Raw genomic sequence first — 24,739 nt, 5'->3', positions numbered from 1 at the left:
TCAGAGCAACAAAAGGCTCACTCAGGTCAATTTTTTCTCGTGGCGATGGGTAATATCTTCGATGGCAAGCAAAATTCTCTGCTTATCCTGATTCTCCTGCAAGATATGCCGGCCGTTGAGAAGCATCACTCTGCGCCCAATCCCAAGGAAATCGTGTGTAACTTCAAGGCCTTCGAACTGCTTATCTTCGGGCAAAATCTGCTCCAAAAGCTCTCGCAATCGTGGGATATCCCACTGACCGTCCCCAAGTTCGTAAATCAGCTTCTGCTCGGTATTCTCGCGATTGACCTCGAAAGTTTCGTAAAAAGACCTGTTCGCCGACACAACGCGAAGGTTCTCATCCAGAACCACCAGCGGCTCCCGAACAGTATCCAAAATGGCCTGTGTATAAACCTGAGCTGCTTTCGCGGCGGATTCACGTTCCTGCGACTTCTTTTGAGCCGTGATGTCAAGAAAGGTAATTACCACTCCGTCGACAACATTTTCAACCGTTCTGTACGGAAGAATCCGCATAATGTACGACTTGCCTTCCCTGGTCTGCAGTTCTCTATCTATTTGCCCGAGATTATTGATAACCTGCTTGATATCTTCAAGAAAACCGTCGTATCCCAGGTTATGGGCAATGTCACTGATTGGCCTGCCCACATCGCTGCTGATGATTTTGAAAAAAACACCTGTTGCCGGCGTGAAACGTTTGATTCTAAGGCCGTTGTCAAGAAATATCGTTCCTATCTCAGTACTGCCAAGCAGATTGTTCAAATCGTTGTTGGCGTTGGACAATTCCTCGACCTTCTCCTGAAGTTCCGAGTTCATTGTCTGCAACTCCTCGTTGGTTGATTGCAGCTCCTCTCTCGATGTTTCCAGCTCCTCGTTTGTGCTTTGCAGTTCCTCGTTCGTTGACTGCAGCTCTTCGTTAGAGGTTTCCATCTCTTCTATTGTTGTCTGGAGACACTCTTTTGTTGATTGTAATTCCTGTTCAAGGGCTTCTTCCCGCGGCTTAACGTCATTGCTCCCCACAGTTTTCTTCTCTTTCTTCCTGGAAAGTTTGCCCAAAGGTTTCTTGCTCTCAAATACAACCATTAACAAACCACTCATGGCCGCCGGTTCAGTAATAGGTCTGACTACGAGGTTTATCGTTAGAATGCCGTTATTATGTTTTATTTTTACCCCTTCACAAACAACCGTCTTTTTCTGCGTGCCCGCCTTATGGAGCATTGTGCTCAGCGTATAGCGTAGCTCGTCGCGAGCCATCTTCAAAACATTAAAAGTCGGTTCGCCCACAGGCGGCGACAGGTACATCTCCGTCCTGCCGTTAAAATAAACGACGTTATATTTCTTATCTACCAGAACACACGGCGGTGCGTAACTCTGAAGAATTGTCCTTTCGGCGAATTTCTTAATATCAACTCCCCTTGTGTCCTGCCCTTCATCCTTGAAGTTATTAAATACTGCAAGGGAATGCACCATACGCGCTTTGGGAACAGTCCCTTTGTGTCTGAAGATTCGCCACTTGGCATCTATCGGCTCAAATCTTTCTGTAAGACCTCCGATGGTTTCGGATGTGCCCAGGAACAAGACCCCTTTCGGATTCAACGTGTAATCGAACAGCCGCAATATCTTTCTTTGCAGCAAAGCGTCCATATAAATAAGAACATTTCTGCAGGTGACTAAGTCTAATTTTGAAAAAGGCGGGTCCTTGATAAGGTCATGAGCGGCAAAGACAACCATTTCCCGAATCTGTTTCTTAACCTTGTAGCCGGTATCCTCCTTTACGAAGAAGCGCAGCAGCCGCTCCGCTGAAATGTCTGCGGCAATACTCTCAGGGTATACCCCAATCCGTGCGTGCTCGATTCCTTCGGAGTCCAGGTCAGTGGCGAAAACCTGAACTTCCAGCTGCTTTTTCAGTTTCGCCATGGTTTCGGCCAGCAGTATCGCTATGGAATACGCTTCTTCACCAGTCCCGCACCCCGCAACCCATACCCGCACCGCCCCTTCATCAGGCTTTGATTTGAGCAGTTCCGGCAGCACCTTTCGCTCAAGAATCTCAAACGCCCCCGCGTCTCTGAAGAAATTTGTTACAGTGATGAGCATGTCTTTGTGCAAGGCAATAATCTCGTCCGGTTTTTGCTCAAGATAATGAACGTACTCTGATATCTGGTTAATGTGGTGCAGAGCCATTCGCCTCTCAGTCCGGCGCAGAATCGTATTCTGCTTGTAATTCGAAAAATCGTGCCCAGCTTTTGATCTAATCAGGAAGAATATCTTTCTCATATAGTCGCCAAGCGACTTTTTGTCCGTCCTGACCTGCCCGCCTTCAACATACGGATGCTGCGAATACTTCATCAGCTCATCGCCCATTCTCTCAACAGGCAAAACTAAGTCCACCAGCCCCGTATCTATCGCGCTTCGCGGCATGCCGTCAAACTTGGCCTGCTTCTCATTCTGAGCTATCGCAAGGCCGCCTTCACCTTTCACCGCCTTCAACCCCAAAGCCCCGTCTGACCCTGTTCCAGAGAGGATAATGCAGATTGCTTTTTCACCCCTGTCCTCAGCGAGAGAGCGCAGAAAATAGTTGATAGGCATCTTCACCCCATGGGGCTCCTTTGGCTCCATCAGGCATAGTTTGCCGTTCATTATCACAACGTGCTTATCGGGCGGGTTCAGGTAGATATGGTTCGGCTTGACTCTAATCCCATCTTCGATATTCAGGACCTGCATTTCCGTGTAGCGTGTCAGAAGCGTGTCCATTGCGCTAACATGCTGAGGAGACAAGTGCTGGATCACAACAAACGCCATCCCGCTATTCGACGGCATGTGCCGGAAAAATCCCTCGAGTGCCTCAAGCCCGCCCGCAGACGCTCCTATGCCAACAATTGGAGGTTCTCTCTTTCCTCTTCGCGGCTTGCGTTCAGGCGAAGTCACAGGCTTTTCAATTCTGAGGCCTTTCTTTCTCCGACTTGCCTTGCTCCTTGCCATCTTCTTGCCTTTCTCTCGTTTACCCGCTGCGCCGGGCTTTGCCTAACTCGTCATCTATGTTCTTGTGAATGGGTAAATCGTGGCTGATTTGCTCTAATTTTGGTTATGCGCAAAGAAATCACCTGTGTTTCCCCCGTAATCTCCCTTTCGCCGGCATCCATATTCCACATCCCTATATTCCCCCACATAACGAGCTACCTGATACTGATTTGTAACTATGGTCAGAAAGCTCTGGCTGCTGGTTCGCTTTTTCTCTTGTCCGCCTAATGTTATAATTTTTCTAAAAATAGTAGGAAATGTCAAGACAATTTTTTTGAAATAATTTCAGAAACAACTTTTGGATTTGCCTGCCCCCTCGTCTTCTGCATAACCTGCCCCAATAGAAACCCTTCAGCCTTTTTGCTTCTTTTTCCGCCGCTTTTTACATCATCAACCGCCCTGTGGTTTTCCGCAAGTACCTGCTCAACTATCTTTTCCAGTTCTCCTGCATCGCTTTTCTGAATAAGGTTTAGCTGCTCTGCCAGTTCTTGTGGGCTTTTGCCTATTTTAACCATTTCTCCTAAAATGGTGTTAGCTGCGGTCGCACTGATTTCGCCGGATTCAACCATCATAGCTAATTTAGCTAGACCATCAGGTTTGATACCCAACTCGGCGACGCTGCAGCCTTTTTCATTTGCTAATTTCAGACCGACCTGCGTGAGCAGATTACAAACCCGTTTCGGCTCGCCGCCGGCTTTAACTGCCTCATCGAAAAATTCTCCTGTTGCACGCTCCGCCGTTAAAACGCCTGCGTCGTAATCACTTAATTTGTATTCATTAACATAACGCATTTGCTTTTTTATAGGCAGCTCACATAAGCGAGACTTGATGTCTTTGAGCTGCTCTTCTGTCAATTCAACCGGCACAAGGTCAGGTTCTGGAAAATATCTGTAATCGTGTGCTTCTTCTTTTTCTCTCTGCAGGACTGTCGCCTCCTTTACGTCATCCCAGCCGCGGGTGCTCTTGTTGCCCATCTCCATCACTTCGCCTATTTCGAGGAATCGGTCAAGCTGCCTGCCGATTTCGTATTCGATGCTTTTCTCCAGCGCCCTGAAACTGTTGAGGTTCTTGATTTCGGCAATCGGTGTTTTGTATTCTTTGCTGTCTTTAGTGATAACCAGATTGACGTTCGGCTCGAAGCGCATATGGCCTTTTTGCATATCCGCCTCCGAGACGCCTAAGTATCTGACCATTCTTTGCAATTCCTCCGCCAGCGCACGAACTTCCGCAGCGCTGTTCATATCGGGCTCGGTTACAATCTCCAGTAAAGGTGTCCCCGCACGGTTTAAGTCGACCTGTGAAAAGTTTCCCGTCGCGTGCAGGTTCTTTCCAGCGTCTTCCTCAAGGTGCGCCCTGATTATTCCAATCCTCTTGGTTTTTCCAGACTCCAGCGGTATTTCAATAAAGCCGTTTCTGCTGAGCGGCAAATCATACTGACTTATCTGATAATTTTTCGGTAAATCCGGATAGTAATACCCTTTTCTGTCCCACTTTGTAAATTTTGCTATCTCACAATTAAGGGCCAGTGCCGCTAGCACTGCATATTCGAATGCTTGCTTATTCATCACCGGCAGCACGCCCGGCATACCGAGACACACCGGGCATACTCTGCTATTGGCTTCTTCTCCAAAACTCAGCGCACAGCCGCAGAACATCTTCGTCTTCGTGCTAAGATGCACGTGAATCTCAAGCCCTACCAAAACCTTGTATTGCAATTCACTCATTATCTAATCGCAGGCTTCTTTTTATGCCAGTCAGTTTGCGCCTCGAACATTCTTGAAATCCGCAGCAGCTTATCTTCACTGAACGCAGGCGTTAGTATCTGTAACCCGACCGGCAGATTATTTTTGTCGAATCCGCACGGGATACTGATACCTGGAACCCCGGCGAGGTTCGCGGCTATCGTATAAATATCCGAAAGATACATTTTCAGTGGGTCATCGACCTTTTCGCCGATTTTAAAAGCAGTCGTTGGCGAAACAGGCATCAAAATGGCCTGGCATCTCTCGAAAGCTTTGGTGAAATCGCCGCGTATCAAATTTCTGACCTTAAGCGCCTTCAGGTAATACGCGTCATAATAGCCGCTCGACAGCGCATAAGTACCCAACATTATTCGCCTCTTGACTTCTTTGCCGAATCCTTCTGCCCGCGATTTTGTATAGACCTCGATGTAATCTTTAGGATTTTTCGTGCGGTGTCCGTAATGCACGCCGTCGTATCTTGCCAGATTGCTCGATGCCTCGGCTGTAGCTATTACGTAATAAGCGGCAATTGCATAATCAAAATGCGGCATTTCTACTTCAATTATTTCCGCCCCGAGTTTTTTATATACCTCAATCGCTCCGCTGATTGCCTTTTGCACATCACTGTCACTGCCGGTGTTAAGCCCCGGCACAATGCCGATTTTCAGTCCGCTTATCGGTTCATCGAGTTTCTCAAGGTAGTTGCAGGCCGGCACAACCGATTCGCTTACGCTGGTACTGTCTTTCTCATCGTGTCCCGTTATAACATTCATCATTAACGCACAATCGCCCACCGTGCGTGTTATTGGCCCGATTTGGTCCAGACTTGAACCGTAAGCCACAAGCCCGTATCGTGAAACCCTTCCATAAGTCGGCTTTAGTCCCACCACTCCGCAGAAACTTGCCGGCTGACGAATCGAACCGCCCGTATCCGAACCAAGCGCCGCGCAGCAAAGTCCCGCCGCCACGGCTGCTGTTGACCCGCCGCTGCTCCCGCCCGGCACTCGCTTTATGTCCCACGGATTAACCGTCTGTTTCAGACTGGAGTTTTCCGTGCTCGAACCCATCGCAAACTCATCCAGATTCGTCTTGCCGACTATCACGGCATCGGCAGCAATCAGCTTATCAACAACTGTTGCGTTATATGGTGCGTGGAAATTCTTTAATATCTTCGAAGCGCAGGTGGTTGTCCCGAAAGTGGTGCACATATTATCCTTTATCGCCACCGGCACGCCCGCCAGTTCTCCAACCGCCTCGCCGTTGGCTATGCGTTTGTCAATCTCTCTCGCCTTGTCGATGGCCGATTTTTCAAATGTGCTTATATACGCCCCAATGGCAGGCTCTGAATTAGCAATGCGTTCAAAAACCGCCTCAGTTGCTTCAACGCTGCTTGTCTCGCCGGTTCTGATTTTATCCCGTAACTCTTTTGCGCTTTGCCAGTCCATTTAATAATCAATCATCAATAACTATGGTTCTTCCAGAATTTTCGGAACCTTGAAAAATTCCCCGTCTCTATCCGGTGCATTTGCCAGCGTCTTTTCAGTCCCAAGCGATTCCTTGACGACATCTTCCCGAAAAACATTACTTATCGGCAGACAATGTGCCAGAGGTTCGACGCCGGCGGTGTCCAGCTCGTTCATTTTTGCAACATAGTCAAGGATTGCACTTAGCTGACCCGTAAATTCCGCAATTTCTTCTTCGCTCAAATCCAGACGGGATAATTTAGCGACCTTCCTCACCTCTGTTTGGTCGATTCTTTTCCCCATTTTTTTCCTGCCTAAATAAAAAAAGCGAGGCAAAACCCGCCCCGCAGATTTCAGCACATAAGACTTGTATTCTTATGTTCTTTACTCTTCCGGTTTATATTTCCGTTTAAGCGGCTTTTGAACAAGGCCCATACGTATTGCTTTGACCGAGGCCTTGATTCTGACAACCTTACCATCAATAACAGCCCGGACCGTTTGTATGTTCGGCTTAAACTTTCTTTTCGAAATGCCGGTAATTTTTCTTCCGACCCCGCCAAGATACTTTGCCTTGCCGCGCCGTGTGATACTGTTCCCGCTTTTCGTCCGTCTACCTGTAAAATGACATACTCTCGACATTAATAAGCTCCCGATTATATACTCAGGTTATTGCCACAATTACCTTAAAACTATACAAATATACTCACTCTTGGGAAAATTGCAAGCCTAAATTTCAATTCGTCGTTTTCTTCAGATATTCTACTTCTGCCTTCGTTAGTGCCCTGAATTTACCGATACCGAGGCCTCGTGCGTTAATTTTGCCAATCTGCGTCCTTGTCAATGATTTTACAGGCAAACCCATCTTTGCGAACATCCTTCTGACCTCGCGGTTAAGCCCTTCTCGAATAGTTACTTCTGCCAATGATTCTTTACGGTTGCGCTTTAATATCTTTATTGTCGCTCTGCCGGTTTTGCCCTCAGCCAGCCAGACCCCTTTTTTCAGCTTTTCTATTTGCTCACCGCTAAGCTCACCTTTGACGTTGACAACGTATGTTTTCGCCAGTCCATATCTTGGATGCGTCAATCTGTTTGCCAGTTCGTTGTCGTTGGTTAGTATAATTATTCCTGTGCTTTCGATATCGAGCCTGCCGACACAAAAGATGCGTTCACGCCCCGGGATGATATCTATAGCTTTTTTTCTTCCCTGCGGGTCTGAATTTGTGCAAATCACGCCTTTGGGCTTATTCAAAAGAAAATATACCTTCCGGGCAGCGTAAATTTTTCTGCCGTCCACGGTTATGATGTCTTTTTCAGGGTCAACAAAAGCTGGCAGACTGTCCACAACCCCGCCGTTCACGCACACCGTCCCTTCAAGTATCAGTTCTTCACACTTCCTGCGGGAAGCGACACCTGCCGCCGCCAAAACTTTCTGTAATCTTTGTTTGCTCATAATCTCACAGCTTTGTAATTACCCTTATTTAACAGGTTTCGTCCTGTAACGCAATTGACATTTATCCGAACAAACCTTAGTATACCTCAGAATATACACGGAGAAAGCCCGTAATGACTTATGCCAGGCTGATGCTCGAAAGATTTGAAGTCGGATTAAACAACTTTGCCAACCCATTTCTCGAAACCATTCGGCCCTGTAAAACAAAAGCTACCTTCATTGGCCTTATAATCTTTCTGATAGTTTTTGCCACCTTTGCTTCTTTGGGCACAGATGCTCTTTTTAATGGTGATGCAGCAGTTTATTTGCAGCAGATGCGAAATCTCAATTTCACCGAAAGGCCGGTACACCTCGGCTACTACTTGCTCGGTGCTGGATTCATCCGCATCTTGCCCGGCTCCGATGACCATGCAATAAATTTGATGAATTGTCTTCTCGGCGCCTTAAGCATTATGCTGGTTTACTTTATAACTTTTACTATTTGTCATAAACACGTTCCATCTGTTGCCGCGAGTCTGTTGCTTTTTACACACCATATATTCCTCGAAAATTCAATCTACGCCGAGGTATATACCCCGCAGGTTTGTTTCTTCCTCCTGTCGATTTTGCTCTGGCTGCTGAATAAACCCATCGTTGCAAGCTTGTCATTTCTCTTATCTTTCTTAATAACACCGAGTGCGATTCTTGCCTTACCCTGCTTTTTCATACTGCGACCACGCCTGCGTCCGCTTTTGCTGTTCTGCGCAATTTTCTCGGTTTCTGCTGCTGTCATAATATTTTCGGTTCGTCAGTCTTATTTCTTTGGTGGCCGCGGTCTGTTCGAGGCTGCTAATCGCTCCTTCAGCCTCAAATGGGCGATGGACAAAGAAGGCCGCGAAATATTTTCCGGGTTTTTTTTCTGCATACCGCTTGTTGTTGCAGGTCTGCTTGAGATTTTCGGCCGAAAACAATTCCGGCCCCTTGCCCTTGCTCTGCTTATACTCTGGCTTGTCACCTTATTCTTGGCCGAAAAAATCAAAGACATACCTCCTCAACTGCCTGCTTATGCTATGCTCTGCGTAGTTGGTGGTCTGGGGCTTGGTCTGATCCTGAGAATCTTAAACAATAAGGCTTGCTCCAAGTCGACTACTTACGCCGCAATGATTGTGATAATTCTTGCTGTCTTTATGAATGGTCTTGACGCATTTAAAAAAATACGAGTGTTAAATAAATGCCATACCGCATATCGAAACACCGTTGTCCAAATAAGCAAGGTTGCCGCCCTTGACTATCTTGTTATAGGCAACTGGAACCAAGGTACTCTTTTCGAACATTACCTCTTACAAGAATCAGTTACACCACACTGGATTAACGTCGAATGTCTTGCTGGCCTCTGTGGTGGAGAGCAGCGGGTACAGTCGATTGAAATGTTTAAGCAGGCTGTTCTCGCACGCCGGCAGATATGGTTGCTCGAAACTTACGCTGTTCTTGTGGAAGGCCTGGAGCAACACGGCTATAAAATAACCCAATTCGACTCTGACCAATTCACCCCGGATGGTCCTGTAATTCCAATATACGTAGCAAATGCGGAAAAATAAAACAAACTGAAAACATGGAGCGAAATATGATAACAACAGTTGTTTTTGATTTAGACGACACGCTTTACGATGAGCTCGACTATTGCCGAAGCGGCTTCAAAGCCGTTGCCCTGTCCCTCTCTAATCTGGTGGACGTGCTGTCTCCCGAGGAGATTTTTGACAGCTTGTGGAAGCAGTTCACCGCTGGCAATCACACAAATACATTCAACGCGGCTCTCGATGACCTCGGCTTAAGCTATGATGACCGGCTCATAGAAAAACTGATAGAAACTTATCGAAGCCATTCTCCGCAAATTCTTCTGCCGGCAGATTCCGAGAAAGTCCTTCGGCAGCTAAGCAAAAAATATACATTAGCTTTGCTGACGGATGGTTTTTTGCCTGCTCAGCAGCTGAAAGTCCAGGCCCTCAAAATCGAAAACTATTTTAAGTGCATAATCTACACCGAACAGCTCGGCAGACAATTCTGGAAGCCCTCACCGACCGGCTTTGAGAAACTTATGCAAACACTAAACGCAAAACCGCAGGCTATAGCTTACGTCGCTGACAACGAGAAAAAAGATTTTATCGCACCGAATAAATTAGGTTTTTTGACCGTCCAGATAACCCGTCCAGCTCGCATACATACATCAGTCTCCGATGCTCCTAATGCTTCCGCTAAGCATGTAATAAGCAAAATTACCCAGTTGCCGGCCCTCTTGGAGAAACTTTGAGGCTTTGGCTTCTGGTACCGAAATCAGGATATATTATAAGACCTTCCGAAAGTTTTTTGTTGATTTAGAACCCTTTTTAGACGATAATAGAGTGTTTTGACGGTCTTAGTCCGTCACGGACGGATTAATATGTGATTTTTTGGTGCTTCTAAGGAGTTTTACTATGCCGGTAGGCCAAAGACAGCAAAATAACGCTATGCTCTATACCGTAATAACATTTGTCGGCCTTTTTATCATCTCAACGGTCGTTGCGGTTATCTTTTATCTCCAGGCCGAAAAACATAGAACAGCAGAAGCTGCTTTACAAAGCCAGATGGACGAGATGGCCAGCAAGGCGGAACTGAGTAAAATAGGAGCGATAGTGGGGGCGAAACAGTCGCGAAAAAGCAGGCTCGGCACTATGGTCGATTATCTTGATGGAACAATGTCCATGATAGTCGGAGGCCTGCCGGAAGATACCTCTGCCGAAGTCAAATTCGACACCGCAGATAGAAAGGTCAAGGACATACTCGAATCATTGACCCAGCAGCGCCTTGCCGTTGAACCAAACGTTCCAGTTGCCGAAAGCGTCGAACCAAACACTCCAACCAATGAGCTCGTCGAGTTACTGGCCGCTCAGCAGTTTTCGGTAGTGACAGAGGACTTCAATGAAGCGGTGAAAAATGCGTTGCCTCCTGAGAAACTTGAAGAAGTGTGGAAAGCGACTATCGAACAGATGGGGCCTTTCCAAAAACAGCTTGGCTCCATGACCGAAACAGAAGCTGACTCTAATGTTGTATCTGTCACCTGCCAATTCGAGAATGGCGTCCTTGATGTAAGAATTGCTTACAATGCTGACAAGCAGGTTGCTAGTCTGTCTATTGTTCCAACGCCGGCGGAAGTCATGGAAAGTTACCAGCAGGCACTGCAGCCTGCGCAGCCTGAAAAACCGGAAGATTTCGAACGACGGCAGCAGGCTTATATTGAAATCGATGACCCAAACATCGTCGGACTTGTAGGGGTAGTAGAGAAACTTAAAGCAAAGCTGGACGGCACTACTAATACGGCTCTTTTCTTCCAGGACCAGTTTGATAAACTGAAAAATCGGTTTGATGATGCGATAAGGGTAGGTCTTGAGAAAGAGCAAACACTCCTGGCTGAAAAAGAAAAATATCAGATGCAGGTTGACGAAATCAAAAAAGATTACAATGACCTTAAAGTAATGCTGCAGCAAACTTCCGACCAGCAGGTTCAGACTCTTATGACGCAGCTCGAGGAGGAAAGAGACAATCGAAAGAAACTGAGCCAGCAGCTGCTCAAAACAGAAGCGGAATTGACGACCGCCGAAGAGAGAATAAAACGCGCCCTCGAAAAGCTTCATGCGCTTGTTCCCTCGCCTGACAGTGAAATAGCTGCGTATAAGCCCGATGGGAAAATAATATTGGTCGACGACGCGGCAAAAGTAGTCCATATCAATCTCGGAAGCGATGACCATGTTTATCGGGGACTGACTTTCTCGGTTTATGAAAAAAATACCCCCATACTCAGAGAAGGCAAGGGAAAAGCTGAAATCGAAGTGTTTAACGTCGGGAAAAACATCTCAACCGCACGCATTGTAAGTTCCACCAAAAACCCGATTATCATGGATGATGCTATTGCAAATTTAGTTTGGGATAGTGATAAAACAAACACGTTTGTGGTAGCGGGTGAATTCGACCTTAATGGCGATGGAAATATCGATTATGAGGGAGCCGATAAGATAAAAGCCCTCATCCAGAAGTGGGGCGGCAGAGTGGCTGATGAAATTACCATCGACACCGATTTCCTCGTTCTTGGAACAATACCCACGATACTCAAAAAGCCGACTTTCGAACAAATGGAAGTCGACCCGACGGCGATGGAAAAATACGAGGCATCTTTGAAAAGACTTACCTCTTACAAAGAGATACAGGAGCGGGCACAAAAGCTCTCGATGCCTGTATTTAACCTCGAAAGATTCCTATACTTCATAGGATACAAGACGCTGTCAGCCAGGCCGGACGCGTTTTAATCCGCGGCAGGCAGATTAATTTGACATAGGTTCAACGCCTATAGAGGCGACAAAAATTTCGCCTGTATAGGCGTTTGCTTTTGCGGCCGTGAACCCTTTCTTGACCGCAACGAAGGTTACGGTGAAACTGGCCCTTATAGCTGCGCCAAGCGATTCACCTGTATCGCAATCCAGACCCGATGGTATATCAACCGCTAAGATAGGGCAATGCTGAGCGTTTATGCTCTCTATAAGCTGCTTGTATTCATCGCTTAACTGTCCGGTTAATCCTGTTCCGAAAATTGCGTCAACAAGCATATCGGCGCTAGCCGCGAAACCTTTAATCCTGCCAGAGATGTCGCCGTCATCAAGGTTTAGTTGTTCGATGGATTGGCCGAGCTTTTCTAATATATCCAGATTTATTTTTGCGTCACCTTTTATTTTACCGCGGTCGCCGCATATAACTACCGTAACCTCGAAACCGCTGTTTAAAAGATGTCTCGCAATCACATAACCGTCGCCGCCGTTGTTACCCGTTCCGCAGAAGATACAGACTTTAGGATTGGCGACGCCGGCGAGTTTGTCTTTAATCAGTTCGGCACAGCTTCGGCCGGCGTTTTCCATCAATACTGCGCCCGGTATTCCGAGCGTATTTATCGCCCAGGCGTCGAACGCCCGGGCCTCGTCTCTATTCATTACGATACACTTTTTGTTCGGCGAGTATTTTTCCATAACAGCTATTGTATAGTTTTTAAGTTATCCTTCAATGGCGATTGTAATTACCCATTTTAACAAGAAATTGGCTTTGTTTGGGTTCGTTTTTGATAGTTCACAGTTCGTTGTTCATAGTTCGTAGTTATTGTCATTACTGATGTTATAGCAATTTTTGGCATTTCGGAAATTGGGTTCGTTTTGCATAATTTATTCATTTTGATTGATTGAGTTTTGGCCACGAAGGCACTAAGGCACGAAAAATTAACCACGAATAAACACGAATTTTTCAAACACCGATTGCCTAAATTAACCGTGTTTTGTTGTTCCATATCTTTCATAATGTTTAGAATACGTTCCTTTCCTAATTGGACGGACATGCGCGAATGGTGCGAAAATTCGATTACGCCTGCGGCGGATAAACCTCGTAACTCGATATGGGAAAAGGAGTAAAAAAATTTACAAAATTTCAGGATTTATCAAAAGGTACCATCATTTTTGATTGATTTTTTAATCGCGGATTGCGCTGATTACATAGGAAATTTTGGTGTTGAAAAGAGACAGGTTTTGGATAATATCATAGCAGTAAATAGAAGAGTTGTTTTGCAGTGATAGAGGAATATGAGGAAGAGCCGCTGGTTATCCTGGTTGTCGAATGATTTGCTGGATTACTTGTTGATTATACTCTCGGCACTTTTTTTGCTTGGAGGTGTGGTACTTTTTATACGCACATTCCACTTGTATGAACAAGCTAAAGTACGGCACCTTACAACAGGGCCATCATGGTGGTTCGAGAAAATATCGGAGGCAGTTGGGCTACTTACATTAGCCCTGTGGTCAGCATTGTCGAGTTATAAAGATTGGCTGCGCAGACATCTTGAAATTGTCACGTATGCTGTCTGGATGAAAAAAGTTGTGTTCGCTTTGTGGTGGGCTGTGGTTTTTGCCTTAGCGATGTCAGCAGTGAGAATCTTTTTCATTTTCAATCACTATTCAGACAAGTTTGTATTTCATTTGGTTACAATGTTGCCCTTAAGCTTTTGGTTGGTGTATGAACTGATGACCTTGCGGGCGGAAAGGCGTTACTACCATAAGCAACCACTTTGTAACATAGTTGCCGCCGGCCTGCTCGAAAGAGGTAACGAATTTCTCAATGCCCATGATTTTGATAAAGCACATGATGCATTCCTGAAAGCATGTGAAACGGCACCGGAAGGGATTTTTCTATGGTGCCAGTTAGCTCATTTCTGTGAGCTTTTTCGTAATAATACAACTGAAACAGACAAGTATATGGCTAAAGCCGAAGAATTAATATCGGCAGAGAAAGCGAACAGTGATAGCGACAAGGCCTGCTATTTCAATTTTCTCGGCATGATACTATACGAGCGGGGAGAATACGAAAAGGGATTAGAGTATATGAAGCAGTCCATTGATCTTAGGCCGAACCCAGGACGGATAAAATCGTACGAGGAAAAGCTTTCGGAATTTAAAGCCAAACAGCAAAACACACAGACCTAGATACTAAGGTGTAGGATTGGGCGGATTTGCCGCTCCATTACTGTCGCGGCTCTGTAACCCGCGCAATAACCCCCGACAACTACATTCGAGGGCAGGATTGCGGGGCTAAATACAAAACAGGTCAGGTTGGGGGCGGGGGAGATTTAAGATTTGAAATTTCAGATTTTTTCGTTATGATACGCGCTTATGCATATATTACTGACAAATGACGATGGGATATTCGCACCGGGTTTGGCCGCCATTTACAAAGAGCTGGTGAAAATCGGTGATGTAACTGTCGTTGCGCCCGCTGACAGCCGGTCGGGAACCAGCCACAGCGTTACTTTCTATGGGCCGCTGGTTTGCAACAAGGTCGATATCAACGGCCAATTCACCGGCTTCAGCGTTCAGGGGTCGCCTGCCGATTGCGTGAAAATCGCCTGTCTGCAGCTTTGCAAGCAGCCGATAGATTTGGTCATTTCCGGCATAAATAGCGGCGCAAACGCAGGAATAAACATCTACTATTCCGGCACCGTCGCCGCCGCGATGGAAGCGGCGTTTTTGAAAGTGCCGGCGGTTGCGACGAGTCTGGTCGTCGATGATAAAATGGACTATGAAAAAGGCGCCGAGTATTGCGTCGAAATTATAAAAAAACTTTTACCCATAAAAAACGGCCACGTCGTCAATATCAATATCCCGCAATTATCGAAGGGCAAGCCCAAAGGGGTAAAAGTCGTCCCTCAATCGACAGGCGGCTTCCACGAGCATTACGTTCCTCAACAAAACGAGCAGGGGCAAACCGTTTATCAACTGGAGGCCGGCCAGCATCGCCACGAGGACGATTCCACCGACTCAACCGCGCTGGCTGACGGCTATATAACCATAACCGCTTTGTCACTGGGTATGACGAACCACGAAGAAACCGCCCAGCTCGCTCAAAAAAAATGGAAAGATATTGTAGCGTAAGGAAATCCAGGAGGAAAAAAATGGCTGTATCGAAAAAACACACGGGCGTCCGTCTTCGCTACGCTTCGCCGAGACAAGCCGCAGAAGCCGCCCAAATCTGCATCGTCACCGTTACCGGCGCCGACAGGGTCGGCATAATCGCGAAACTGGCGATAATTATGTCCGGCGCCAATATAAACATTGTCGATGTTAATCAGAAGGTTATGGAAAACTATTTCGTAATGGCAATGGCGGTCGATATAACCAAGGCCTCTGCCGATATGGCCAAAATCCGGAAACTGCTCGACAAGGCCGCCGCGGAAATGTCGCTGAATATAACGATTCAGAACGAAAACATATTCAAGGCAATGCACAGGATTTAATTATGCGAATATCGGTCGAGGAAGTCTTTGAAACCGTAAGAATGACGCTGGACCACCACTTCGACATCCGCACCGTAACGCTCGGCATCAATCTGAAGGACTGCATGGACCGCAGGGTGGATAAATTAGCCGGGCGAATGCGAAAGCGAATCGTTGAAAAAGGAAAACTGCTGAATAAATTTGCCGACTTCGTAGAGCAAAAATATGGTATACCGATAACGAACAGGCGTATAGCCGTTACGCCTGTCGCACTATTGCTCGAACCGCTGCCGCGTAAAATTTCCGCAGCGGTAAAGATTGCCAAAACGCTCGATTCCGCCGCCAAAGAAGCGGACATCGACTTCATCGGCGGGTTCGGCGCAATGGTGCAGAAGGGAATGACGGCCGCCGATGAAATCCTGATAGAATCGATTCCACAGGCGCTTTCCGGAACACAGAGAGTTTGCGGATTTCTGAATCTGGCATCGACGGCAGCAGGGGTAAATATGAACGCTGTGGCGAAGTTCGGCCACACGCTGAAAAAGCTGGCAGCGCGTTCCAAGAACGGCATCGGCTGCACCAAAATAGCGGTCTTTGCCAACGTGCCTGAAGACAATCCCTTTATGGCCGGCGCTCATCATGGAATCGGCGAGCCGGACTTTTCGCTGAACATCGGAATATCCGGCCCCGGCGTGGTGCGCGACGTCGTTTCGCAGAATCCCGACTGCGACCTGACGAAGTTGTCCGAGGTAATCAAGCGGACCGTTTTTAAGATTACCCGTGCCGGCGAGCTTATCGGCCGCGAAATAGCGGAACTAATGAAAATCGATTTCGGCATTGTCGATATCTCCCTGGCATCGACAACGTCGGCCGGCGATTCGGTGGCGGATATTATCGAGGCAATGGGCGTCAGACGCATGGGACTACCCGGCTCGACGGCGGCACTGGCTCTTTTGATGGACGCCGTAAAAAAAGGCGGCGCTATGGCTTCCGGGAACGTGGGGGGACTATCTGGAACGTTTATTCCCATCAGCGAAGATGCAGGTATGATTCGGGCCGTCCGCGACGGTACCTTGAATCTCGAAAAGCTCGAAGCATTGACCAGCGTATGTTCGGTCGGCCTGGATATGTTCGCCGTGCCGGGCAACACGGACGCCGAAACGCTCTCGGCGATAATCGCCGATGAGCTTTCAATCGGCGTGATAAACAATAAAACCACAGGCGTGCGGGTAATTCCCGCCATCGGCAGAAAGGCGGGCGGGATTGTGCATTTCGGCGGCCTTCTCGGCTCGGCCCCCGTTATGAAGGTGGCGAAAACCGCCTCGCCTGAGTTCATCAACCGGAAAGGTCGAATACCTTCGCCGGTGCAGGCATTGCGGAACTAATTGGGGAAATTTTAAACCAATGTTCGATGTCTTTGAGCATCCGTGGGGTTTGATAATCATAGCGGCCGTCGCCTCGCTCATTCTGCTGATACTTCGGAGTGTCGCCCCGGGAAAATATCATTGGTGGTTATGGCTTCTGCCGGCGCTTTTAGTTGTCGCCGCTTTCGGTCTGGATTTTCTCGTCGAGACCGATTTGGAAAAAATCAATGCTGTGATTGATAAAGGCGTGCAAGCCGTCGAGGACGAAGACCCCGCTACCATCGAGACTATTATCGCCGATGACTATGCCGATTCGATACACCGCTCGAAAAGTGTTTTGATGGAATACTGCAGAGAGATGCTCTCAGAACCTCTTATTGAAAAGAACATAAAAAGACCTGTCTCAATGGATATTCAGCCGCCAAAAGCGACCACAATTTTTACTGTAAGGATATTATTCGACAAGCGAAGTTTCATTTATCAAGGCTTCAAGCAGCAAATGCTTGTAGAAGTGCAGGCAAACCTTGAGAAGCAGTCCAATGGCGGATGGCTTATCAGCCGGGTTGAATTACTCAAAATCGACTTCCAGCCGGCCAAATGGCAGAGCATCAAACAGGCAAATTGGTAAAACATAATAGTGAAAGAGTATTCAGCTCAGTGGAAAATGCCGGTGAATCTTTGACTACCGGTCACATTATAGGGCCACATTTTGTAATATATCACAAAACGTAACCTTTTGCTGTTAATGGCGTTGCGCATTAATCCCCTTGGATATTTTACAAAAGTCGTTGTGAAAATCGGCCGATAGGAGGGTGATGGTTCAAAGCTGTTTAAGTGCTGCTTCAGAAGAGAATCGATGATGTTTAGTAAATTAGAGAAAAACAAGCCTTATTTCGCCCGCCGCAGGGGGCTTCACGAAGGCGGATTGCCTTTGAACGTCAAGCTGTTCAACATCCGCTGGTATCCGAGTAACAGGAGTTGTGTTAATAAGACCAATCAGAGGGCCAATCCTCAGCAGATGCCGCCATTGATGGTTCGCAAGCCCGAGTGGCGCAGATGAAGCCTCTCGCAGTATCACAAGTTAGACTTGTTTTTTTTCTAAAAACACGTATAAGTAGCAGGTTTTCCGTTAATCAGGCACCAATTTTTTATCCGATAAAGGCAATGTTTAAAAGCTTTTTGTTTGAAAAGGCCCCAGGGTTATGAAAATACCGACAGTGAAAGATATTGAGCAGGCAGTAGAGCCGCTTGAGATCCTGACAATCAAAGAAAATGACACTGTCGCACAGGCGGCCAAAAAAATGACTGATAATCAGGTCGGATGTCTCATAGTGCTTGATGCGCAGAATAAATTTTCCGGCATAGTTACCGAGCGGGATATGCTTGCAAAAGTAATGACCAAGGCTTTGTCGCCGGAAAGTCTATCTGTCAGGGACATTATGACCACCGATGTGGTATCCTGCACTACGGACACCCCGGCTGTAAAGGTCGAGCAGCTCATGGCCGAACACAAGATACGCCATGTGCCGATTGTTGAGAATGGCGTCCCCATAGGTATGGTCTCCAGCAGGGACGTAATAGCTCATCAGCTCAGTAATAATGAAGCGATGAGAAGCGCGGCCGAACAGCTTGCTATGCTTCCTACCGGATTAAAAAGTCTCGAATTTGAAGATGTTGTCGCGTTGGCTATAAACGAAGTCCCAAAAAGCTTCAATGCCGACCGTGCTATCCTCTGCTTTAACCAAAAAGATTCTCCATCCCCTGTAATTTATCGAAGAGGTTTTCCGCCTACCAGAGAGAAGCTGCTTAGCCAGGAGAAAATCAGGGAATTATCACTGGACAGGCGAATTGTCTTCGGCGAACCCTGCAGCGAAATATGCAAAGAAGTCTGTAATCAGTGCAGTAAGCCGACGGGACTTATCATTCCGATTAGTATCTGCGACCAGACCAACGGCAATGCCGACAGCAGCGTAACTATGTGCGGGTTTCTTTGTATGTGCTGGCATAATCCGGACTCGACCGGCCCCGAAGAGCTGCTGCTGTACAAGGCTTCGCTTTTGCGGGATGTCCTCAATGTGAACCTTACCAACGCGAAACTCTATCAGAATTACGAGGAAGCTCGGCGTGACAGCGAGACAGACCCTTTAACCGGCCTTGGAACGCGCCGCGTGCTTGAGAGGGTCCTCAAGGCTGAGTGTGCAAGGGCGGCGCGCTACGATTGCTGTTTTTCTATTGCTGTTGTGGATGTCGACAACTTCAAGCAAATCAACGACACCGCCGGCCACGTTGCCGGCGATAAGGTGCTAAAACTCTTGGCCAAAACTATGCGGCACAATGTGCGAACGACGGATGTTATAATCGCTCGATATGGAGGCGATGAATTCGTCCTGCTGATGCTCGAAACGAAACTCAGCGGCGCTAAAGTCCTTCTGGAGAGGCTGAGACGTCACGTTAAAACTATTTCACTGCCTAAAATCAAATCGGTTACGATAAGCTGCGGTCTGGCTGAATGGAGCGAAGGGCCTCCGCCGGATACCGCAGAAACCGTATTAAAACGCGCCGACGACGCACTCTACGAAGCGAAACACTCCGGGCGAAACAGGGTAGTAACTGCCTGTTCCACCACGCCGCAGGAATAGGCGATTGTCGATGGTAATCGGCGGCCGGGGGGGGTAAAATCCCGAAACAGGGAACATCTTAAAACCGGTTAAAACTCCGGGCATTTTTCTTGACCATAGCTTTGCTGATAATATAATTGCGCCTGATTGTTTTTAAATATGTGCAGTGGACTTGATTTGGAGAGCGATAATGAATAAAGCAAAAGTCGGCTGTCCTTTTTTGTTCGCAATCTTAACCCTTTTTAGTTTATCTTTTTCAACCGGTTGTAATGCCCCCAAAGACCAGCTTAAGGTCTTTAACACGAGTTTCGAGGCATCGAATTACGATAACTCCGCTCTTTTTGCCGAGAAAAAGATAGGCCAGCGGAAAAATCCGAATGGCGAGGACCTGCTCTGGGCGCTGCAGCTTGCCTCCGTTGAAAGAATCCGCCAGAATTACCCCAAAAGCACCGAGTGTTTCGACAAGGCCGAGGGTATGCTGAAATTCTATGATGAGCAGTTTAAGGGCGGCGATATTATTGGCTCAACGGCCGTTAATGAAAATGTCATCCCTTATAGAGGCGAAGAGTATGACGGCGTGATGCTCAACACGTATAAAGCCCTGAATTTTATGGCCGAAGGTAAACAGGATTTGGCGAGAGTTGAGTTCAATCGTGCCCTCGACAGGCAGAGGCGCGCAAAGGAAAAATTCGTCGAAGAAATAAATAAATTAAACGCCGAGATGGAGAAGAATCAGCAGCAAAGCGCGCAGGCAAAATCAACCGCTGAAAGTCAGACAACGCATGACCTGCTGGCACAGAAATACCCAAACCTTTATAATTTCCAGGCCTACCCCGATTTCGTCAATCCGTTTGCGACTTATATGGCGGGTGTATATTTCAATCTGGTCGGTGACCACACCAAGGCGGTGGATTTACTCAAAGAATCTTACGGAATGGTTGGAAACAATCCCTTTATAGCCGAGGACCTCAGTGTTACTGAGGGAGTACTTGGCGGGGGAGGGCGGCTCGAAAATACGGTCTGGGTAATCTTCGAAAACGGCCTCGGTCCTGTAAAGGAAGAATTCCGCATAGACCTGCCCGTGTTCATTGTTACAAGCCATGTTAAATACGTCGGCATTGCTCTGCCGAAATTGGAATTCAGGAATCAGGCGTTCCCGTATTTGCTCGTAAATGCCGATGGCAAGGAGTATATGACGCTTCCAGTTGCCGATATGGACAGGGTCGTTCAGACCGAGTTCAGCAAAGATTACCCCGGTATTTTGATAAGGGCTATTATATCTGCAACGGCAAAGGCGGTTGCTCAGTATGCTATTGAGCAGCAGGGCTCCAATGCTGCAACGGCTATGTCGTTCGCAATGGCGGCTTATAGTTTCGCAACGACCGCAGCGGATGTAAGGATATGGACGGCTTTGCCGAAAGATTTTCAGGTTGCGCGCTTGCCGAAGCCGAAAGACGGCAAATTAAAAATTACTCCCCCGGGCTCTCTCCCGCTTGACATTGATATTCCCCAGTGTAATAATGCGATTGTTTATATTAAGATAATAACTAACCGGGCTGTGCCGGTTTGTAATGTTATGGCTTTTTAAACAGATATTTCCTTTTACAATAGGGGTAAAAAATGAAAACGATCATAAACATAATATTGCTTTTTGCCGTTGCGTTGGTGTTTGCAGGTTGTCATGAGCCGCCGGACTCCAACATCCACTTAAGGGCGGACGTGGGAAGCGATGACCTTGTTGATAACGTCGTGACCCGGCCTGTCGGCTATGCCTTTAGTGCATTGATTGGCGAAGGTATTAAAGTTGACCAGGCCATTTTGCGCAGGACTAAAGGCGGAGTTCTCGAGCTTAACGTTAACGGACACAACGAATCGCAATTTACCAGAAAGTTCCAATACAGGGTGGAATGGATTGACCAGGACGGTGTGGTGATTCAAACCAAAACGAGTGTTTGGCAGCGAATGTCGGCGATGGGTAAATCTACGTTTAGTTTCAAAGTCGTCGCCCCAAGACCCGAAGCTGTAAATTTCAGAATGGATACAAGAAAGTGGGAGTAATTTATGAAAACAGCAGTATTTCAAATCATCGCAATGGGCGTTATTTTGCTCACCGGCTGCGCGCCGCAAACTTCATACATCGACACTATGCATGATGACGGCAAGCCTGTTATGGCCCTCGATTACAGGGACTTTGACCAGGCCGCAAGTGAAATGGTTCAGTCTATGCTCGGTTCGGGCGCACTGAAGAAAGCGGACGGCAGCAGGTATGTTATGGCAACAGGCCGTATTGTAAATGACACTATGCAGAGAATCGACACCGACCAGCTGATGGCCAAAGTCGAGCAGGAGCTTCTCAATAGCGGCCAGGTTGTTATGACCTCCGCCGTCGGCAGCAAAATAGACCAGACGACCTATGACATAAGGAAGGATATTAAAGATTCGGACATCGAGGATGAATTTGACCAGGATACCCTTCCGGGAAAAGGCACGTTGGTTTCGCCTCACCTGAGCGTCTCCGGCAAAATTTTCCAGAGGAATGTCCGTTACGACAAAAACCGCCAGCAGGTTGAGTACTATTTCCAGCTCAGGGTTTCGGAAATTGCCAGCGGACTTGTAATCTGGCAGAATGAAACCCTCATAGGAAAACGCGGCAGCAATAAGTCCGTTGCCTGGTAACGTAAAAAAACGTGTTATTTTACTTTTATGGGAGGCCCTAAAAATGAAAAAGGCACTTCTCTTTTTGACCATCCTCGCATTGGCTTGCCCGCAGGTGTTTTCCGCCGACCCCAATACGACTAAAACAGTCGAAACGAAAGGCCGCGGCGTCAGCAGAGACGAGGCAATTAATAATGCCCTCAGACAGGCCGTCGCACAGGTCAAAGGCGTCGCGATTAGTTCCATAAACACCGATTTCAGTTATCGTTCCGCATCAGCGGACATCGAAAAAACCCCATCCGGCAAAAAAGTCGAGTTCGACGCCGTAGGTGTTGATACCGGCGGAACCACCCTCAGGACCGACGTTGCAGGTTTGGTAAAAACCTATGAGGTCTTAAACGAGAAAAAGCTCGACGACGGCACCTACGAGGTAACGCTGAAGGTTGCGGTATTCGATTATGAGTCTCCTGAAAAAAGCGCCCGCTTGAAACTTGCCGTAATGCCCATAAGGACACTTACTGGATTTTACCAGTTCGGCAATATCTTAAACCCGTCCCTCGATACATCGCGCCTGTTCTCGCAGAAATTGACCGCCGCGCTGACGCAGACAAACAAGTTCAATGTCCTCGACCGTGAATATATGCAGGAATTCGCTCAGGAAAGAAACTTCCTACTCTCAGGCGATGCTTCTATGGAGGAAATGGCCAAGCTGGGCGAGGCCCTCGGCGTTGACTATATGCTCGTCGGAACAATCAACAGGGCCGGCATCGTGACTAAAGAATCTTATTCGCAGGCCATCGGCCGAACGGTTACCGAGTATGAGGCACATTTTTCTTTCGAATACCGCCTCATCGTCGGTCCGACAAGACAAGTCAAACTGGCAGGCGTCCTCGATATCGCGCTCGATAAGGTCAATGATATCAAGAAGCTCGTCAAAAAATGGGAGCCGCAGGACCTCGACTGGAAGGAGCTGACGGATAATTTCATTGGAATGGCCGCCAATCAGATGGTTGATATTATCATCGACAATCTCTACCCCATCCGCATCGCGAGCATCGATAAAGACGGACAGGTCATTATCAATCAGGGCGGCTCAAGAATCGCGGTCGGGCAATTATTGGATATCGTCTCGCAGGGCAAGGAATTATTCGATGCTGATACAAGGGAATCTCTGGGTACAACGGAGACTCTCGTTGCAACTATAAGAATTGACAAGGTAATGCCGAAAATCTCCTATGCAAAGGTCATCGAGGGCGATTTAGCGAAGCTGTCTGAAGGGCTTATTTGCCGACTCAAAAAGACCGGGGCAGCAGCGCCCGTCGAAGGCCGTAAAAGCGAAGTACAAAAATCACCGACAGGCGGCGTAAAACTACCCTTTGATTGATACTGCATCTGATTCTCGAACAAATCGGCCTAAGAAAGCCGTTATCTTTGACCTTGATGGCGTCCTGGTTGACACCGGCTGGGCGCATAAACAGGCTTGGTTCGCCTTTGCCGAAAAACAGGGCGTTGACATATCCGATGATTTCTTTGCCGCCACCTTCGGAATGACCAACGACAGAATCCTCCCTATGCTGTTCGGCCGGACGCTCTCTTCCAGTCAGCTCAAGCAGCTCTCAGACTGGAAAGAGCAGCTTTATCGTCGAATCATCGCCGATAAACTCGCCCCGGACGAACGCCTCGAAACACTCCTGGCCGGCCTGAAGAAAACCGGCTTTTCTTTGGCTATAGGCTCGTCCGCACCCAAAACCAATCTTGACCTTATCCGCGAGCGTCTCTGCTTCGACCGGTATTTCGACGTTTATGTTACCTCTGATGATGTCACCGAAGGCAAACCCTCTCCGCAGGTTTTTCTCAAGGCCGCCGTTAAACTTTCAATTCCGGCGAGAAGCTGCGTGGTTGTCGAAGACGCCGTCGCCGGTATTGAGGCCGCCAAAGCTGCTAAAATGGCCGTAATCGCCCTGACCACGACTCGAAACCGCTCAGATCTGGCGAAGGCAAACGCCGATTTAATCTTCGACTCCCTCGCCGAGATAAAACCCGAGACAGTCGTAAAATTGCTTGCCAATCATTCCTCAAATAGTTAGGCTGATGTTGTTCTGTTTATATTAAAAGGGGGAAACGATTATGAAAAGAAACACCGCCCTTAAAATCTTAAATCCGATTTTACTTCTGTTTTTCATCAACCAGGCGGCAACGGTATTGCTTCGCGACCATCTCTCGTTTAAGGTCTTCGGCATTTTTCACAAAACCGGCGGCGCTATATTTCTATGTCTGATCGCCCTTCACTTTATTTTAAACTTCAACTGGATAAAGGCGAGCTACTTCCCCCATAAGTAGAAAATCTATTTCTTTGATGTATCGAGCCAGTCCTCGAGGTTCTTCGCTAAGATGACCACATCTTTTTTGTTCATAATATGCTCGATTATCGCAGGTTTAACCTTAAGTTTCAGCATCGCCTTGTGTGCTCGTTCCCAGAGCTGGGTCTGCTTGGATTTACTACCGGCAAGGTAAAGCTGGCTGACTAACTCCTGTAGGTTGTTTAACGTTATCGTATCGAGATTTTCATAGTATCTCGAGATAACGTCCCGCTGATAAGCTGAATATTCTTTGCCTGCCATT

General features: G+C 47.4%; 24 protein-coding genes. 16 read left to right on the top strand and 8 right to left on the bottom strand.

The window, feature by feature from the left end; genetic code table 11:
• Window positions 1–21: 21 nt before the first annotated feature.
• From PHG53_06660 to PHG53_06635, 6 genes are all read right to left on the bottom strand, one after another.
• On the bottom strand, window positions 22–2,976 hold the full coding sequence (locus PHG53_06660; GenBank protein ID MDD5381302.1) for a chemotaxis protein CheB: 2,955 nt from the start codon (window positions 2,974–2,976) through the stop codon (window positions 22–24).
• Between the two features lie 299 nt (window positions 2,977–3,275).
• Window positions 3,276–4,739 (bottom strand): Asp-tRNA(Asn)/Glu-tRNA(Gln) amidotransferase subunit GatB, encoded by a 1,464-nt coding sequence (gene gatB / locus PHG53_06655; GenBank protein ID MDD5381301.1) that lies wholly within the window; start codon window positions 4,737–4,739, stop codon window positions 3,276–3,278.
• A complete protein-coding gene (gatA, locus tag PHG53_06650; protein MDD5381300.1) occupies window positions 4,739–6,202 on the bottom strand; it encodes an Asp-tRNA(Asn)/Glu-tRNA(Gln) amidotransferase subunit GatA in 1,464 nt (487 codons plus the stop codon). Before gatA ends, gatB begins: the two co-directional genes overlap by 1 nt.
• Window positions 6,203–6,223: 21 nt before the next feature.
• Window positions 6,224–6,523 carry an Asp-tRNA(Asn)/Glu-tRNA(Gln) amidotransferase subunit GatC gene (gene gatC, locus PHG53_06645; protein ID MDD5381299.1) on the bottom strand — a complete coding sequence of 100 codons (300 nt, stop codon included), beginning with the start codon at window positions 6,521–6,523 and terminating at the stop codon, window positions 6,224–6,226.
• Between the two features lie 81 nt (window positions 6,524–6,604).
• Window positions 6,605–6,859, bottom strand: coding sequence for a 50S ribosomal protein L28 (rpmB, locus tag PHG53_06640; GenBank protein MDD5381298.1), 255 nt, complete (start codon window positions 6,857–6,859; stop codon window positions 6,605–6,607).
• Between the two features lie 94 nt (window positions 6,860–6,953).
• Window positions 6,954–7,670: a pseudouridine synthase gene (locus tag PHG53_06635; protein MDD5381297.1), complete on the bottom strand. Its 717-nt coding sequence runs from the start codon at window positions 7,668–7,670 to the stop codon at window positions 6,954–6,956.
• 113 nt (window positions 7,671–7,783) lie between these two features.
• Here PHG53_06635 and PHG53_06630 point away from each other — a divergent pair, with 113 nt between their 5' ends.
• The 3 genes from PHG53_06630 (at window position 7,784) to PHG53_06620 (ending at window position 11,986) form a co-directional block, all read left to right on the top strand.
• Window positions 7,784–9,247 carry a hypothetical protein gene (locus PHG53_06630; protein MDD5381296.1) on the top strand — a complete coding sequence of 488 codons (1,464 nt, stop codon included), beginning with the start codon at window positions 7,784–7,786 and terminating at the stop codon, window positions 9,245–9,247.
• 26 nt (window positions 9,248–9,273) lie between these two features.
• Window positions 9,274–9,957, top strand: coding sequence for an HAD family hydrolase (locus tag PHG53_06625; protein ID MDD5381295.1), 684 nt, complete (start codon window positions 9,274–9,276; stop codon window positions 9,955–9,957).
• Between the two features lie 163 nt (window positions 9,958–10,120).
• Window positions 10,121–11,986: a DUF3887 domain-containing protein gene (locus tag PHG53_06620; protein ID MDD5381294.1), complete on the top strand. Its 1,866-nt coding sequence runs from the start codon at window positions 10,121–10,123 to the stop codon at window positions 11,984–11,986.
• Window positions 11,987–12,001: 15 nt separating this feature from the next.
• Here PHG53_06620 and PHG53_06615 read toward each other — a convergent pair whose 3' ends face one another.
• Window positions 12,002–12,697 carry an NAD(P)H-hydrate epimerase gene (locus tag PHG53_06615; GenBank protein ID MDD5381293.1) on the bottom strand — a complete coding sequence of 232 codons (696 nt, stop codon included), beginning with the start codon at window positions 12,695–12,697 and terminating at the stop codon, window positions 12,002–12,004.
• 600 nt (window positions 12,698–13,297) lie between these two features.
• Between PHG53_06615 and PHG53_06610 the strand changes: the two genes are divergently transcribed.
• The 13 genes from PHG53_06610 to PHG53_06550 all read left to right on the top strand — a co-directional run bounded on the left by PHG53_06610 (window position 13,298) and on the right by PHG53_06550 (window position 24,457).
• Complete coding sequence (locus PHG53_06610) at window positions 13,298–14,194, top strand: hypothetical protein (GenBank protein ID MDD5381292.1); 897 nt, start codon at window positions 13,298–13,300, stop codon at window positions 14,192–14,194.
• Between the two features lie 186 nt (window positions 14,195–14,380).
• Complete coding sequence (surE, locus tag PHG53_06605) at window positions 14,381–15,139, top strand: 5'/3'-nucleotidase SurE (GenBank protein MDD5381291.1); 759 nt, start codon at window positions 14,381–14,383, stop codon at window positions 15,137–15,139.
• 20 nt (window positions 15,140–15,159) lie between these two features.
• The gene (locus PHG53_06600) at window positions 15,160–15,501 is read left to right on the top strand and encodes an ACT domain-containing protein (GenBank protein ID MDD5381290.1); all 342 of its coding nucleotides are present in this window, start codon (window positions 15,160–15,162) and stop codon (window positions 15,499–15,501) included.
• Window positions 15,502–15,503: 2 nt separating this feature from the next.
• A complete protein-coding gene (locus PHG53_06595; GenBank protein ID MDD5381289.1) occupies window positions 15,504–16,865 on the top strand; it encodes a PFL family protein in 1,362 nt (453 codons plus the stop codon).
• Between the two features lie 19 nt (window positions 16,866–16,884).
• On the top strand, window positions 16,885–17,472 hold the full coding sequence (locus tag PHG53_06590) for a hypothetical protein (GenBank protein MDD5381288.1): 588 nt from the start codon (window positions 16,885–16,887) through the stop codon (window positions 17,470–17,472).
• Window positions 17,473–17,700: 228 nt separating this feature from the next.
• A complete protein-coding gene (locus tag PHG53_06585) occupies window positions 17,701–17,904 on the top strand; it encodes a hypothetical protein (protein MDD5381287.1) in 204 nt (67 codons plus the stop codon).
• 142 nt (window positions 17,905–18,046) lie between these two features.
• Window positions 18,047–19,483, top strand: a complete 1,437-nt coding sequence (locus PHG53_06580) for a diguanylate cyclase (protein MDD5381286.1) — start codon at window positions 18,047–18,049, stop codon at window positions 19,481–19,483.
• 169 nt (window positions 19,484–19,652) lie between these two features.
• Window positions 19,653–21,050 carry a hypothetical protein gene (locus tag PHG53_06575; protein MDD5381285.1) on the top strand — a complete coding sequence of 466 codons (1,398 nt, stop codon included), beginning with the start codon at window positions 19,653–19,655 and terminating at the stop codon, window positions 21,048–21,050.
• Window positions 21,051–21,082: 32 nt separating this feature from the next.
• Entirely contained in the window at window positions 21,083–21,520 is a 438-nt protein-coding gene (locus PHG53_06570) for a YcfL family protein (GenBank protein MDD5381284.1), read from the top strand.
• Window positions 21,521–21,523: 3 nt separating this feature from the next.
• The gene (gene lpoB, locus PHG53_06565) at window positions 21,524–22,138 is read left to right on the top strand and encodes a penicillin-binding protein activator LpoB (GenBank protein MDD5381283.1); all 615 of its coding nucleotides are present in this window, start codon (window positions 21,524–21,526) and stop codon (window positions 22,136–22,138) included.
• Between the two features lie 43 nt (window positions 22,139–22,181).
• Window positions 22,182–23,501, top strand: a complete 1,320-nt coding sequence (locus PHG53_06560; protein MDD5381282.1) for a CsgG/HfaB family protein — start codon at window positions 22,182–22,184, stop codon at window positions 23,499–23,501.
• Complete coding sequence (locus tag PHG53_06555) at window positions 23,494–24,204, top strand: HAD family phosphatase (protein ID MDD5381281.1); 711 nt, start codon at window positions 23,494–23,496, stop codon at window positions 24,202–24,204. Before PHG53_06560 ends, PHG53_06555 begins: the two co-directional genes overlap by 8 nt.
• Window positions 24,205–24,244: 40 nt before the next feature.
• Window positions 24,245–24,457: a hypothetical protein gene (locus PHG53_06550; protein MDD5381280.1), complete on the top strand. Its 213-nt coding sequence runs from the start codon at window positions 24,245–24,247 to the stop codon at window positions 24,455–24,457.
• Between the two features lie 5 nt (window positions 24,458–24,462).
• Here the strand turns inward: PHG53_06550 and PHG53_06545 are convergent, their stop codons facing one another.
• Window positions 24,463–24,738: a hypothetical protein gene (locus PHG53_06545; protein MDD5381279.1), complete on the bottom strand. Its 276-nt coding sequence runs from the start codon at window positions 24,736–24,738 to the stop codon at window positions 24,463–24,465.
• Window position 24,739 lies beyond the last annotated feature (1 nt).

It is taken from the genome of Phycisphaerae bacterium (assembly GCA_028714855.1).
Taxonomy (GTDB): domain Bacteria; phylum Planctomycetota; class Phycisphaerae; order Sedimentisphaerales; family Anaerobacaceae; genus CAIYOL01.
The sequence above is the reverse complement of the archived record's forward strand: the minus strand, read 5'-3'. Positions and strand labels throughout refer to the sequence as shown.